Genomic DNA, 14,358 nt, shown 5'->3' with positions numbered 1-14,358 from the left:
TTCTTTAAGATACTTATTTTGTTTTTTTACTTGATATAATTCATTTTTTAAATCTGTTAGTTCATTAGTTATTATCTCTTTTAGAGCGGAAATTTCATTTGAAATTTCTAAGGTTCTTACCGAGAAATTATTAACAATTTCCTCCAGTTTTTCCGAAAATGAATCATGTTCAGTTTGTTCTTTCAACTCAGAAGAATTTGGGGGATCTTGTATATCGTTTTGGTTTGTTTTAGTAAGTTCCGAAACGGTATTCAGTACAGATTGGTTTGTAAGGAGAGTTGATGCCATTCTTACTAAAGGGCCTAAATCAAGCGCATTGTCATTTTTTGTTAAATTATTGGTCAGATTGGTCAAATTCCTTAGGCGCTCCTTATCTATAGTAAGACCCGTATTTTGTTCGTTATTTTCATTTTCATTAATTTTTTCACTCATAATTAAACCACCTTTTAGTTTACAAATATCAGATCATAATTTCTTAATATCTTATGTTTGTAGTTTGTTAATGTCACAGGAAGGATAATTTTTTAAAAATTCGAATAAAAAAATCAAAGAATAAGTATTCTCAGTAAAAGATCTGTTCCAATTATTAAAACTAATTTTAAAAAGGAAGAAAAAGAAAGCACGGATAATCAATCTATCCCGCTTTCTTTTCTTGCCTTTCCTATGCTATTTATTCACTCGCATAGCTCTTTAAATGAATACGCTGTAATAAAATGCTATGGAGGTTTATCAATGGATACGTTTAATAAAAATGAGGGTTTTGAAAGACATTTTACTGGGAGCCGCTCAAGGTTAGTATTTAAGACATCAAGCTCCTATCAAAATATATACGTTATGGAACGAAATAGATACGAAGGAAGGAAAGGAAGATTCCGATTACTTCAATTTTCATCTGATGCTATCCAAGGAGTAATAAATTTGGAGCAGCCGAAATGCTTGGTCGCTTCTTATAGTCGAATCACTGTAGATCTTATTAACCATTATGCATCTGATTTTAATAATGGATTCATTATAGGCCATGGAATTGGTACTGTAAGCACTTATTATTCCAATAAAAATGTGTTAACGGCGGAAATTGACCCGTTGGTCGTTGAGGTATCTAGGAAGTATTTCGGGTGTACTGGAAGAAATGTGGAGGTCGGCGATGGACAAGCAATCTTGAAAACTCTGAAGGAAAGATCTCAGGATATGATTTTTTTGGATGCATACAGCAGCAGTGAAATCCCGAATCATTTAACAACAAAAGAGTTTTTCACACTGACAAACGAAAAGCTGTCCGACACAGGAATTTTGATCTTAAATTATATTGGCAGAATAAAGGATGATACTCAACTGCATAAGCTATACGCATCTATCTCAGAAATTTATCCCTGCGTAAAGGTGTTTGCTACAAATCCAAAGATTATATCAAATCAAAATATATTTTTTATTGCTAGTAAGCGCATTTTAGATGATTACTCCCCCGGAGAAGCGGCTCCCATAGAGATAAGTTAAACGTTTGGGATAGTAGCGTAATTTTTAATATTAGTTATTAAAACTAGAACAAAATGACATTTTCAACATAGCTTGTCTAATATAAGGGATATAAAAAAAGCCCCTTTAATTCCAAAATAGATGGGGGGGAGAATATATGTCAACACCTACTTGTACTGTAAGCCTTGTGGAAATTGTTGTTGCATTACTTTTGTTCTTAGCATTAGTGGTAGCTATTTTGCTTGGCGCTCGCCCAGACGTTATCGCATGTCTCCAAGATTGCTTCGCAACTACTCTTTGCATAGGATAAAAAAAGAATTTCAGTATTCTAAAACGGACCTTCTTAGTATCTCTAAGAGGGTCTTTGTAATTTTGTATTTAAATCCCATGTTGAATAGCTATCATAAAAAAAGCCCCTTTCAAGCCAAGGTATCTTATTAAATAATTATAATTATCCATGCGTAAAGGTGTTTGCTACAAATCCAAAGATTATGTCAAATCAAAATATATTTTTTATTGCTAGTAAGCGCATTTTAGATGATTACTCCCCCGGAGAAGCGGCTCCAATAAAGATGAGTTAAACGTTTGGGATAGTAGCATAATTTTATAATATTAGGTATTTAAATTGAACAAAATGATATTTTCAACATAGCTTGTCTAATATAAGGGAAATAAAAAAAGCCCCTTTAATTCCAAAATAGATTGGGGGGAGATATATGGGAGCACCTACTTGTACTGTAAGCCTTGTGGAAATTGTTGTTGCATTACTTTTGTTCTTAGCATTAGTGGTAGCTATTTTGCTTGGCGCTCGCCCAGACGTTACCGCATGTCTCGGAGATTGCTTAGCAACTACTCTTTGCATAGCATAAAAAAAGAATTTCAGTATTCTAAAACGGACCTTCTTAGTATTTCTAAGAGGGTCTTTGTAATTTTGTATTTAAATCCCATGTTGAATAGCTATACATAAAAAAAGCCCCATTCAAAGCCAAGGGACCTTATTAAATAATTATAAGTGAGCTTTTTGTTTTAGTAGTCTTAATTTCTGGTTCTTGGTTAAGATTCTCCATAATCTTGCTTTAAATACCATAATATACCTCTCCTCTCAGAGATCATGTATTTTAGTGTCATTTTATACCATTCACTAGCATTTAAGGAATCTTTTTTTCTATTGTAGCAAACATATTAATGAAAAGAAATTCCAAAAAAACGACTATATTTACCCCAAATTTACAAAATTCACGCTAATTTAAAGATGTGGAATTAAAATTGGAGACTTTCTCAGGAAAACCTTCTCCATTATTGTCGAAATATGAATTAAAAATTTTGAATAAATATGTCAGTAATGTGAACTTTTAAAATGAAAGTTACTTTTTTGTTTATAATCAAATTATTTTTATAATTTCTTTTGCGAGAATATTGATTTTTTTAAAAATAAATTATATTATAAGTCTCGTTGATTTTCTTTCGACAATTTTTGCACTACTTTTATTGTTCATATTTTCGCAATATTTTAACAGGGAGTTTAAAAGAAGGGAAGTTTTTATGGAGATTTTTAGGAAAAAGTCTATACAGGATTTAATAAACCAAGCAGAAAAAAAAGATGTGACCTTAAAAAAAGAGCTTGGCGCTTTTGATTTATCCATGCTTGGCATTGGAGCAATTGTTGGAACAGGGATTTTTGTTCTCACAGGAGTGGCAGCTGCCGAACATGCAGGTCCTGCTTTAATTCTTTCTTTTATATTATCAGGACTGGTTTGTATATTTGCCGCACTATGTTATGCAGAATTTGCCTCAACCGTTCCTGTTTCTGGGAGTGCCTATACCTACAGTTACGCAACATTTGGAGAATTCATTGCCTGGATTTTAGGTTGGGATTTGATTCTGGAATACGGGTTTGCCTCCGCCTCAGTGGCCAGCGGTTGGTCTGGTTATTTCCAGGGTCTATTAGCAGGTTTCGGTATTCACGTTCCAAAAGCGATCTCAAGTGCATTCAATCCAGCAAATGGGACATATGTTGATGTGCCTGCCATATTTATTACCTTTGTTATCACATTCCTATTAACTAGAGGGGTTAAACATTCAGCACGTTTTAATGCGACAATGGTTATTATTAAATTAACGGTAGTTATCATTTTTCTAGCTGTTGGAGCATGGTATGTAAAGCCGGATAACTGGACACCTTTCATGCCGTTTGGATTTTCCGGTGTAGCTTCTGGTGCCGCGACAGCATTCTATGCATATATCGGCTTTGATGCCGTTTCAACTGCGGCTGAGGAAGTTAAAAACCCGCAGCGGAATATGCCTATTGGAATTATAGCCTCCCTCGTTGTTTGTACCATTTTATACGTTGCCGTTTCCGCCGTATTAACCGGGATTGTTCCATATCAATTGCTAGATGTAAAAAATCCGGTTTCTTTTGCATTAAGTTATATTCACCAAGACTGGGCGGCAGGATTCATTTCCCTTGGAGCCATTGCTGGAATTACAACCGTTTTAACCGTAATGGTATATGGACAAACTCGTTTATTTTATGCGATCAGCCGTGATGGTTTGCTTCCTAAAGTATTTTCAAAAGTGGATAAGAAAAAACAAACACCAGTAGTGAACTCATGGATTACCTGCTTGCTTGTGTCTATTTTTTCAGGTTTAATTCCACTTGGTAAGCTTGCTGAACTAACGAATATAGGTACTTTGTTCGCGTTTATGTCCGTTTCCATTGGAATTTTATATCTACGTAAAACACAAGGAGCACCGAAACGTGGTTTTCGCGTTCCGTTTGTACCGTGGATACCACTCATTGCCTTTTTATCTTGTGGCTACCTAGTGCTTCAGCTGCCTGCATTAACCTGGATCAGTTTTTTCATTTGGCTGATAATTGGTTTAGTGATTTATTTCAGTTATGGTAGAAAACATTCAGTGTTGAATTAGCAGCTATATTATTTGTGTCTAAAAGACCTTCTGTGATTTTTTTTACAGAAGGCCTTTTTATTTTGAATTCCCCGCATTTTCAATTGTATTATAATGGTATAATGTTAGTAAAAAGTGAACTTAACTTAATTTGGACGCCATACTAAAAGAGGTGTAGAGAAGTGATTACTGCTGATCAAATGTTAGTCAAAAAGATTAATCAAAAGCTATTATTAAATGAAATTGTTGCTAATTCCCCTATCTCAAGGGCAAAGTTATCTGAAAAGACAGGTTTAAATAAATCCACTGTTTCATCCCAAATAAATACCTTAATTGAAAAAAATCTTATTTTCGAAATTGGGCAAGGACAATCAAGCGGCGGAAGGAAACCTGTGATGCTGGTTTTCAATAAAAATGCAGGTTATTCCATTGGAATCGATATTGGTGTCGATTATATGAATTGCATTTTAACGGATTTAAAAGGGAATATTGTTCACGAGGATTATCAACAAGTAGAAAGTCAGTCCTCTGAAGAGATAAAGGATGTTCTAATCTTAAAAATTAACAACTTAAAAGCTCAAATGCCTGAATCTCCTTACGGGCTAATTGGGATCGGGTTATGTGTTCCAGGACTAGTAAATTCAGAGCAAAAAGTCATTTTCACGCCTAATTTGGACTGGAATTACGAACTAGACTTAAAACCCCTAATCGAACAGGAATTTAAGGTACCTGTCTTTTTAGAAAATGAAGCTAATGCCGGGGCTTATGGAGAAAAAGAGTTTGGAGCTGCGAAAAATTACGAAAACCTTGTTTACGTAAGCGTTCATACAGGTATAGGTGTCGGTATTATTATTAATAATGATCTTTATAGAGGAGTCCGTGGATTTGCTGGGGAAATGGGTCATTTAACCATTGACTTAAATGGACACAAATGCAGTTGTGGAAATCGGGGCTGCTGGGAATTATATGCTTCCGAAAAGGCATTAATAAAATCATTGTCGAAGCAGCAGCAAGAGAAACTATCTAATCAAGATATTATCCAGCTTGCAAATCAAAATAACCCGGACATTTTAATGGCACTTCAAAAGTTTGGGTTTTACCTTGGTATTGGGTTGACAAGTATCCTTAATACCTTTAATCCCCAAGCCGTTATTATCCGAAACAATATCGTTGAAGCCCTGCCAATGGTCTTAAACTCAATCAAAAATTCGGTGACATCAAGAACCTATCAACAACTTGAAAATAGTTATGAACTATTAACTTCATCATTAGGAAAAAATGCTCCTGCATTAGGGGCATGTTCGATTGCCATCGAGCAATTTTTAGAAATGTTTACCGCATAAGTAGCTTTTAAAACGCAAAGTGAAAATAACTACTTTGCGTTTTTTGGTATCATTTTTGGCTTTATTACTTTATCTTAATTTTTTAAATACCACATCGAAATTGGTCTAAACTAACTATGATTCCTTGGATAAATTTATAATGAAATAAAAATGGGAAGAAGGTCGTCAATTATGTCTTGGTTGGTATTTGCGATTTTATCTGCTGTTTCAGCAGCGCTTGTTTCTATTTTTGGTAAAATCGGATTACAAAATATTGATGCCAATACTGCTACTGCCATTCGATCTGTAATTATGGCACTTTTTTTAATTGGGGTGGTTAGTTTTCAGGGGAATTTAGGGAAAATTCCTGAGATTTTCGCACAAAGGAAAGCGTTGCTATTTATCGTTCTAAGTGGTCTAGCAGGTGCCACTTCTTGGTTGTTTTACTTTTTAGCCCTAAAAACAGGCAAAGTGTCGCAGGTTGGGCCCATTGATAAACTCAGCGTAGTTATTGCGACGGTTCTAGCGATTATCTTTTTCGGTGAAAAGCTTAGCCTTGTTAACGGAATCGGTGTTGCATTAATTGCAATTGGGGTCATTTTAACTGCATTACATTAACCTTAACTCTAATGTTGAGAAAGACTATAGCTAAATTATATAAACCACACTAGTGATAAAATTCACTGTGTGGTTTTATTTTTCTTCTAGACATAGGCATTAGCCGTCTCTTAGCGATTTGTAGTTAAATATCATGTCAGAAAGATCACTTAATCTTGACTAAGTTAATCAACATTTAGAGGTTTTAGGAGGATTTCAAAATGAAGCTGCTTGATTGTATTCACCAACAATTAGGGAAATTAAAGAATCCAACACTTAAGGAACTGGGAATTGCACTAAAACGATTTCCTGATCTTTCTGATTTAATTCAACCTTTTATTACTGACCCAGACCAGTTTCCGTATGGTAGAAATGTCATTTACTTAAATGAACATGTAGAGGTACTTGTTATTAACCTTCCCCCACATGTTGAGACAGCAATTCATGATCACGGTCAATCTTTAGGGTGTGCACTCGTTGTGGAAGGCAAACTACTCAATTCGATTTATCGGTTCAACGAAAACCAAATTGAACGAGCTAAGGCCTATATGGTTCAAAAAGGGGATTTTCTTATCTCACCTCAGGGGCTAATTCATAAAATGGGTAATCCTCATAAGGAGCGGATGATCTCCCTTCATGTCTACTCCCCTCCGCTTTTTAATATGTCTAATTACAAAGACCAACAAAGAAACGAAATTATAACTGATTTTGTATGAAATAATTCTTTTTCAAATTTTAAAAGAGGCAATTCTCACTTGCCTCTTTTAGTAATTTCATAACCTTCTAAATATAAATAGAAACACTTCATACAGTTAATAAGGAAGGTTTAATACTATTTAATGAAGAAACTAACCGTTTTTTGGCCTCAGCATCCAATTCATAACGATTATTTCCTAATTTTTTTATTTGACTGTCCAAAATATATGCTCCTTTTAAAATATGGGTGGCTCCTAAGGCAGTAAGTACAGGTTTAAGAGCATAATCAATCATTAATAAGTGCCCAAAGGTTCCACCGACAGCAATCGGTAAGATGGTTTTACCCTCTAGACCATTTTGAGGAAGAAGATCTAAGTAAGTTTTTAAAACTCCGGAATACGATGCTTTAAATACTGGAGTCAAAATGACAATGATACTTGAGTCCTCTACTTTCTTATTTGCCTCTATTATTTCTGCACTATCAAACCTGGCTTGAATTAAATCCTCTGATGGAAGCAGACGGACATCTATAATTTCAGGTGCAATCCCAATCCCATTGAAATGGTTAAAAATATCGTGTAAAACTCCATTTAGCCTAGTTTCCTCTGAAGGACTTCCAGAAATTATCGTTACTTTGCTCATCATTCATTCTCCCTTTCTACTATTATGATTTTCTATTTCGATTTCTTACTAGTTAATTTAAGAGAACCAAAATTGCAATGTGGATGTTGCATGGATTTGAATGCTTTGTACTCATTTTCTAGTTCCGTTAGTGATAACTCAAAAAGATGTTTATCTTCTTTTTTATATACATTAAAAGCAATTAATTTTTCGATTATTTTTTTGCGCTTATTTTCCACAGCATCACGAAGAATATTCCCCACCCGAATCACTCCTATTTATAGATTTTATTTTTATAAATGAAACGTTTTTCGATTGGATCATAAACTTTAAATTTGTTAACTAATAGAATGTTGATTCAATAATTCTCTTGCACTTTCATATAGAAAATAAGCTGCTTTTAAAAGGGCTGATTCATCAACTGTAAATTCAGGATGGTGCCAATCTTCGTTCCCATTAGTACCAAAAAAGGCAAAGGTTCCTGGGGTATGCAGAAGATAATAAGAGAAATCTTCACCTGCCGTCGAAGGTTCTGGTTGGATTACTTCCAAAGATTGTTGTTTGGCAGCGGTTTCCACAATCTCGGTTACCGATTTATGATTTACTAGTGCCGGTGGACCTGGAAACCAATTGATTTCTACTTCTTGTGAGAAAGCGGCAGCTATTGCGTTTACGATCGTGTAAAACTTTGTTTTTATCTCTTCCCGAATAATTGGGTTAAAGGTACGAACGGTCCCTTCCAAGCTGACTTCACCCGGAATAACATTCCACGTGCTGCCGCCTATTATTTTTGTCACACTCACTACTGCATTTTGAAGCGGTGACACGTTCCTGCTAACAATGGTCTGAAGGGCTGTGATCAACTGCCCGGCTGCTACAATCGGATCATTTCCATTTTGCGGGAGTGCCGCATGACTCCCCTTCCCATATAATACAATTTGAAAGCGATCCACTGCTGCCATTAATGGTCCTTCTTTTATTCCTATTGTACCAACTGGTAACTCAGGTTTATTATGAAGCCCAATAATTGCTTCCACTCCATTCAACTGACCATCTTCTATCACATGTTTTGCCCCTCCTCCTAACTCTTCTGCCGGTTGAAAAATCAGGCGGACAGTGCCATTTACCTTATACTGATTTTCTTTTAATAAATAGGCCGCACCAATGAGGGCAGCGGTATGGAAATCATGGCCGCAGGCATGCATAACTCCTTTTATTTTGGAAGCATAAGATAGTCCCGTTTTCTCCTCAATTGGCAGTGCATCAATGTCTGCACGTATCGCCACAATGGGTCCCGGTTTACCACCTTTTATATCCGCAAAAACACCTGTCTTCAAGTTTGTGTTCCGAATCGGGATAGCTAATTCCTTTAGCCATTTTTCAATAGATTTTGTGGTTTCAAACTCTTGGTTTGATAATTCTGGGTATTGATGTAAATGACGACGGACCGAAATTAAATATGATTCTAATTCCTGCTGATTCATAGTAATGTCCTCTCTTATAAATCATATCGATAGCATTTTACTAAATTATCATTGTTATAAAATTCTTTTGTTTGATCTCGTTTAAAACCAAACCATTCATACAGCCGAATCGCTTTTTGCATTTTATCACCTGAATGCAAATACAACTCTTTTGATCCTTGAGACTTTGCAAATTGAAGTCCTTCTTTTAATAATTCTTGTGCAATGCCGCGTCCACGGGCTTTCGGATGAACCGCCAATAGACGAATAATTGGTGAAAATATCCGTAATTCTGGTCTTTGATAGGCCTTTTCGGAAGACAGGAATAACTGTAAGGTCCCAAGAATTTTGTCATCACTTTTGGCAATCAAAATTTTTTCCACGTTTGGATTATCGACGGATGCTATAATGTTGGTTAAGTACTCCTCCCAAACTTGAGCACTTTTATAAGCATGCTCATACTGTTGATAGCTCTCCACTAATAATTGTCGTACTGCCTCTTTCTCTTCTTCCTTTAATTCATCTATGGTAATTTGGTTGATCGCCATATTAGTCATCCTTTCGCCATTTAGTTATTCGATCATCTCCAATGTCATTTAAAATACTGATTTAATCTACACGAATAGTCGGAATTAAACTAGCACTAGTACTTTGAAGGATTTCAAAAAAGAAGAACTGCTTTTTTAAATAGAAATTTCTTTTTTGACAACATCATCACTATTGATTAACGATTTTTGATAATTCCTGATCAAATTCATGGTTCCAGAAAGTGGTGACATTAATTTTGTTATTAATAATTCCCGCATTATGAAAGACATTGGCTATATCCTGCTGAGAGTCTGTTTTCGAATCAGAAAGAGGGATTATCCGTGTTGGTCGTTGTGCTTCTCCATCTTTAAATGTTTGGAAAGCTTGATCATACGGTTGTTTTGTTTCTGCTCCTACTATTTTGGCCCATTTTTCCGGATTCTCTCTTTGCCATTTATATGCTTGATTTACTCGTTCTAACATATCGACTATGGCGGCGTGTTTTCCTGGATCACTTATAGCCTCTGTTAAGGCATTGACTTGGAAATCTCCTGATAAAATATCTTTTGCAGTAGCCAGCGTAGATGCTCCCTTTTGATGAGCAGAGATAATGGCATTCCCATAACTTGCTAAAGCATCTACATTCCCGCCAAGAAGCGCAGCTAATCCATCAGAAGTAGTCAATTGAACAGCCTTGATATCATTCCAAGTTAAACCCGCATCCTCCAACATTTTGATTAAAAAATAATTAGCTGTTGTATTTTGTACATATGCCACTTTTTTTCCTTTTAAATCTGCGACATTTTTAATATGAGATCCTTTTGCAACTACTAGTTCCTGTTGTAGCGTATTAGATTGTTGAATTGCAATAACTTTCGAATGCTCCCCATTTTGTGCCAAAGATGAAAAAAGAGGAGGAATTTCACTAGTGATCCCAAAATCAACATGACCAGCCGTCATTGCCTCTAAAATTAAATTACCGCCTTGAAACACACTGTACTCTACTTTATAAGGAGTGTCCTCAAGACCGGCTGCCTTAAGGGCTTCCTGGATTGTTCCCCAACCCGTTTGGCCAACGCGTAAAGTAACTTTACTTAAATCTACAGATTCTTTTTTCGTTACTTCCTTAGCACCTGTTTGTTCACTTTCTTTATTAAATGAACATCCAGTTAACACGATAGATATTACAAGTCCTAAGAGTACGAAAAACACACGCATCTTTTTCATTCCCATTACCTCACGTTTATTCAGATTAATATTTATTCTCTTTTAATTTACCTGCTCTTTTAACGGTGCAAAAAACGATTCACCCGAAATTCGTTGTAAAAATCGACGAGTTCTTTCCTCCTTAGGTGCATGGAATATCTCCAATGGAGTTCCTTCCTCCACGATGACTCCCCCATCCATAAACAGAACACGATCAGACACTTCTTTAGCAAAACTCATTTCATGGGTAACAACCACCATCGTAATTCCTTCTTGTGCAATTTCTTTTATAACGGATAGAACTTCTCCAACTAATTCAGGATCTAATGCCGACGTTGGCTCATCAAAAAGAATAACCTCAGGGTTTATTGCTAATGCCCTTGCAATTCCTACTCTCTGCTGCTGCCCGCCCGATAATTGAGAAGGATAAAAATGTAATTTATCACTAAGACCCACTTTTTCAAGCACTCTCTCACTAATCATTCTGGCATTCTTTTTCTTTACTTTTTTTGCAACCACCAAACCCTCCATTACGTTTTCCACCACTGTCTTATGAGCAAATAAATTATAGTGCTGAAAAACCATTGCCGATTGTTTTCTTACCGACAAAATATCCTTTTTCGTAGCGTTCTTTGCATTAACCTGGATATTGCCGATTTGTACAATACCAGCCTCAGGTCTTTCTAAAAAATTTAAGCATCGTAGTAAAGTGGTTTTCCCTGAACCACTTGGTCCAAGTATGGTAACCACTTCACCACGGTTTATTTTTAAATTAATACCTCGTAACACCTGCGATTTGTTAAATGATTTTTTTATGTCTTTTAAAATAATCATGACACGCCTCCTCGACTATACGACGTTACTCGTTTTTCTAATAAAAAAGAAATTCCCTCAACAATAATCGTAAGTCCCCAATAAATTATTCCAGCAGCAATAAAAGCCTCTAAAAATTTCAAGTTAGTTGAAGCGACAATATTAGCAGCACCCGTCAATTCTTTTTCAGATACAAGAAATGCTATAGATGATGTGTGTAAAAAACCAACGAAAATATTTGTAAAATTTGGAACAGACTGTGCTAATGCCTGTGGAAGAACAATTCGGAACATCGCTTGAAGCTTCGTCATCCCCACTGAATAAGCAGCTTCCAATTGACCCGTTGACACACTGATAATCCCTGAGCGGATAATTTCTGATAAATAGGCACCTGCTGCTAGTGACAAAGCGGTTAAAACAAACATAATAATGGGAATTTTGCTAGATTGGATATTCAAATTAAACTTTGACGATACTTGGTCTACTAATAAGGGGATTCCATAATAAATGACCATAATATGCATGATAATGGGAGTTCCTCTAAAAAAGGAAACATACCCATTAGCTGCCTGGTATACAAATCTTGTTTTATAGATCCTTACAAGTGCAACAATTAATCCAATTAAGAATCCCACCAATAAGGGAACAATGGTTAAAATGAGAGTAATGGGAAGAGCTTTAATAATTTCTTTAAAAGCGATCCATATAAAAGGAAGATCGATTGTCATGTATACCCCTCCTTTTTAAGCAGCAACTGATATATCAGCACTCTGATAACGATTGAAATGTTTTTCTAATTTATTAAAAATCTTTTCAAACAATAGAACAACAGCATAATAGATGATAGAAAGGGATGTATACACTTCCAATGCATGAGCGGTTGCTGAAATAAGCGTATCTCCTCTGCCTACCATATCCATCACGCCAATGCTGAAAGCAAGGGACGTATCCTTTAAAGATCCAATAAAGGAGTTTGCCATATTTGGAAAAGCAATCCGTAAGGCCTGTGGTAAAACAATCCGAAAGAAGTTTTGCGTGCTTGTCATTCCAACTGAATATGCTGCTTCCGTCTGCCCTTTATCAACAGCACGTATGGCTCCGCGAAAAATTTCTGAAAAGCTTGCTCCATTACTAATTGCATAAGTAATAATCACAAAATAAATAGCCTCTAGCTTAGAAATATCAATATTGAAAATCATTAGAATTGCGGGCAGGCCATAAAATACTAGGAATAACTGGATTAAAATCGGTGTACCGCGAATAAACGAAACATATAGAATGACCAGTTGATTTAAGAAAGGAATTTTAAACAACCTCGGTATAGCGGCTGCTACACCGAGGATTAGTCCTAGAAAAATAGATGCTGCTAAAATCTCAAGAGTTACCCCTAGATAATGCAGTAGTGTTGGTAAAAACTCAATAATTAATAAAGGATCAAACGCTTTGCCCATTTTTAAACAACCTCCAAACACTAACGAGCTACGATTTAAAAGTTGACGGTATAGTCAGCTCCTAACCATTTTTTACTTAATTCGCCAACGACTCCTTCTTTTTTCAACTCTACAAGCGCTTCGTCAATTCTCTTTTGTAGTGGTGTTTCATCTTTTCTTAGAAGGAAATAAACTTTTGAATTTAAGAGTGGTTCACCGACTACTTTTTCTTGAGCATCCACTTGCTTATTAAGGAAATCCACTGAAAATGGTGTCGTAATGGTGGCATCTGCTCTGCCTGTTTTAATTTGATTAATGGTAGAATCTGGTCCATTACCTGCATAAACAATTTGTATACCTGCATTATGTTCCTTGTTATACTTTTCGATAAATACAGCTGAGTTACTGGTCGCACTTACGATAACCTTTTTCCCTTTTAAATCTTTAATGGAATTAATTTTATCGTTATCTTGTTTCACTGTTACATGAAGAGGAAAAATATTATACGGTTCACTATTAAAAAGAAACTTCTTTTGTCGTTCTTCATTGACTTCCATCTGGTGGGCAATAAAATCAATCTTATTTGTTTCTAAGCTAATTAACAGGTTGGAAAACTCCATTGTTTTAAACTCAAATTTGTACTCTGGCAGTTTTTCATCTATTTTTCTAACTAATTCCACATCATAACCGGTTAACTTTCCATTTTTATCGATAAAGCAAACATTCGGAAATTGTGTCCCTGTCCCCACTATTATTTTTTGTACTTTTGCTTCTCCTTTAGCTGTATTCGAGCTTGCTTTGGAAGTTTTGCTAGTTTCTTGTGATGAGCATGCCCCCGCCACTATTGCAGTCAATAGCGTCAATGTTAATAGAAATGATTTTTTAAATTTCATAATGATCCACCCTTTATTCACATTTTTCCCCAACTCTTTATACAAAGTTACTAGCGCTGCTGTATTATGTAGTGCATACTAAATACCTTCTTTAAACTAGTAACATATGAATTTAGTCGGAATTATTTTAAAATACTACTCTTATTAATTTTCTCCAGTACTGCTTCAATATGTTCGATCCCTACTTTTGTCACACCCTCATATAAATCCCCTTGACCAATTTCAACGACAGGTACATGACGAACACCATACTTGATCTCCAAAATATCTCTGCGCTCATCATGATGAGTAACATCAACAGTTTTATATTTAATTCCTTTATCTTCTAAATATTGTTTTACTTCCCCGCAATAATGACATCCTTCTTTAGCCCAAACCACAACTGATAATTCTTTACTCATCTTAAATT

The 14,358-nt window shown here is 35.6% G+C and carries 17 protein-coding genes; 6 read left to right on the top strand and 11 right to left on the bottom strand.

Annotated elements, in window-relative coordinates:
- The coding region (locus tag COD92_RS11335; protein WP_141561096.1) for a hypothetical protein at window positions 1–432 on the bottom strand (432 nt) is incomplete at its 3' end.
- 300 nt (window positions 433–732) lie between these two features.
- Between COD92_RS11335 and COD92_RS11330 the strand changes: the two genes are divergently transcribed.
- The 6 genes from COD92_RS11330 to COD92_RS11310 all read left to right on the top strand — a co-directional run bounded on the left by COD92_RS11330 (window position 733) and on the right by COD92_RS11310 (window position 7,015).
- Window positions 733–1,494, top strand: a complete 762-nt coding sequence (locus COD92_RS11330) for a spermidine synthase (RefSeq protein WP_176541213.1) — start codon at window positions 733–735, stop codon at window positions 1,492–1,494.
- Window positions 1,495–2,189: 695 nt separating this feature from the next.
- Window positions 2,190–2,342 (top strand): hypothetical protein, encoded by a 153-nt coding sequence (locus COD92_RS31920; protein WP_176541212.1) that lies wholly within the window; start codon window positions 2,190–2,192, stop codon window positions 2,340–2,342.
- A 673-nt stretch (window positions 2,343–3,015) separates the two neighbouring features.
- Entirely contained in the window at window positions 3,016–4,401 is a 1,386-nt protein-coding gene (bcaP, locus tag COD92_RS11325; protein WP_098530640.1) for a branched-chain amino acid transporter BcaP, read from the top strand.
- A gap of 179 nt (window positions 4,402–4,580) precedes the next feature.
- The gene (locus tag COD92_RS11320) at window positions 4,581–5,723 is read left to right on the top strand and encodes an ROK family protein (RefSeq protein ID WP_480254344.1); all 1,143 of its coding nucleotides are present in this window, start codon (window positions 4,581–4,583) and stop codon (window positions 5,721–5,723) included.
- Window positions 5,724–5,891: 168 nt separating this feature from the next.
- On the top strand, window positions 5,892–6,320 hold the full coding sequence (locus tag COD92_RS11315; protein WP_098530707.1) for an EamA family transporter: 429 nt from the start codon (window positions 5,892–5,894) through the stop codon (window positions 6,318–6,320).
- Window positions 6,321–6,520: 200 nt separating this feature from the next.
- The gene (locus tag COD92_RS11310) at window positions 6,521–7,015 is read left to right on the top strand and encodes a cysteine dioxygenase (RefSeq protein WP_098530638.1); all 495 of its coding nucleotides are present in this window, start codon (window positions 6,521–6,523) and stop codon (window positions 7,013–7,015) included.
- Between the two features lie 88 nt (window positions 7,016–7,103).
- Here the strand turns inward: COD92_RS11310 and ssuE are convergent, their stop codons facing one another.
- The 10 genes from ssuE to COD92_RS11260 form a co-directional block, all read right to left on the bottom strand.
- Window positions 7,104–7,637, bottom strand: coding sequence for an NADPH-dependent FMN reductase (gene ssuE / locus COD92_RS11305; RefSeq protein WP_098530637.1), 534 nt, complete (start codon window positions 7,635–7,637; stop codon window positions 7,104–7,106).
- Between the two features lie 32 nt (window positions 7,638–7,669).
- The gene (locus COD92_RS11300) at window positions 7,670–7,879 is read right to left on the bottom strand and encodes a Fur-regulated basic protein FbpA (protein WP_098530636.1); all 210 of its coding nucleotides are present in this window, start codon (window positions 7,877–7,879) and stop codon (window positions 7,670–7,672) included.
- Window positions 7,880–7,954: 75 nt separating this feature from the next.
- Window positions 7,955–9,100 carry an amidohydrolase gene (locus COD92_RS11295; RefSeq protein WP_098530635.1) on the bottom strand — a complete coding sequence of 382 codons (1,146 nt, stop codon included), beginning with the start codon at window positions 9,098–9,100 and terminating at the stop codon, window positions 7,955–7,957.
- Between the two features lie 14 nt (window positions 9,101–9,114).
- Window positions 9,115–9,627, bottom strand: a complete 513-nt coding sequence (locus tag COD92_RS11290) for a GNAT family N-acetyltransferase (RefSeq protein WP_098530634.1) — start codon at window positions 9,625–9,627, stop codon at window positions 9,115–9,117.
- A gap of 169 nt (window positions 9,628–9,796) precedes the next feature.
- Complete coding sequence (locus tag COD92_RS11285) at window positions 9,797–10,834, bottom strand: ABC transporter substrate-binding protein (protein ID WP_098530633.1); 1,038 nt, start codon at window positions 10,832–10,834, stop codon at window positions 9,797–9,799.
- Between the two features lie 42 nt (window positions 10,835–10,876).
- The gene (locus tag COD92_RS11280; RefSeq protein ID WP_098530632.1) at window positions 10,877–11,647 is read right to left on the bottom strand and encodes an amino acid ABC transporter ATP-binding protein; all 771 of its coding nucleotides are present in this window, start codon (window positions 11,645–11,647) and stop codon (window positions 10,877–10,879) included.
- On the bottom strand, window positions 11,644–12,354 hold the full coding sequence (locus COD92_RS11275) for an amino acid ABC transporter permease (protein WP_098530631.1): 711 nt from the start codon (window positions 12,352–12,354) through the stop codon (window positions 11,644–11,646). The genes COD92_RS11280 and COD92_RS11275 overlap by 4 nt, the downstream gene beginning before the upstream one ends.
- A gap of 15 nt (window positions 12,355–12,369) precedes the next feature.
- Window positions 12,370–13,077, bottom strand: a complete 708-nt coding sequence (locus COD92_RS11270) for an amino acid ABC transporter permease (protein WP_098530630.1) — start codon at window positions 13,075–13,077, stop codon at window positions 12,370–12,372.
- A gap of 35 nt (window positions 13,078–13,112) precedes the next feature.
- On the bottom strand, window positions 13,113–13,949 hold the full coding sequence (locus COD92_RS11265) for a transporter substrate-binding domain-containing protein (RefSeq protein WP_098530629.1): 837 nt from the start codon (window positions 13,947–13,949) through the stop codon (window positions 13,113–13,115).
- 122 nt (window positions 13,950–14,071) lie between these two features.
- A complete protein-coding gene (locus tag COD92_RS11260; RefSeq protein WP_098530706.1) occupies window positions 14,072–14,350 on the bottom strand; it encodes a glutaredoxin family protein in 279 nt (92 codons plus the stop codon).
- Between the last annotated feature and the right edge of the window lie 8 nt (window positions 14,351–14,358).

Source organism: Bacillus sp. AFS037270 (assembly GCF_002585305.1).
This window is presented reverse-complemented; position numbering and strand designations above follow the sequence as displayed.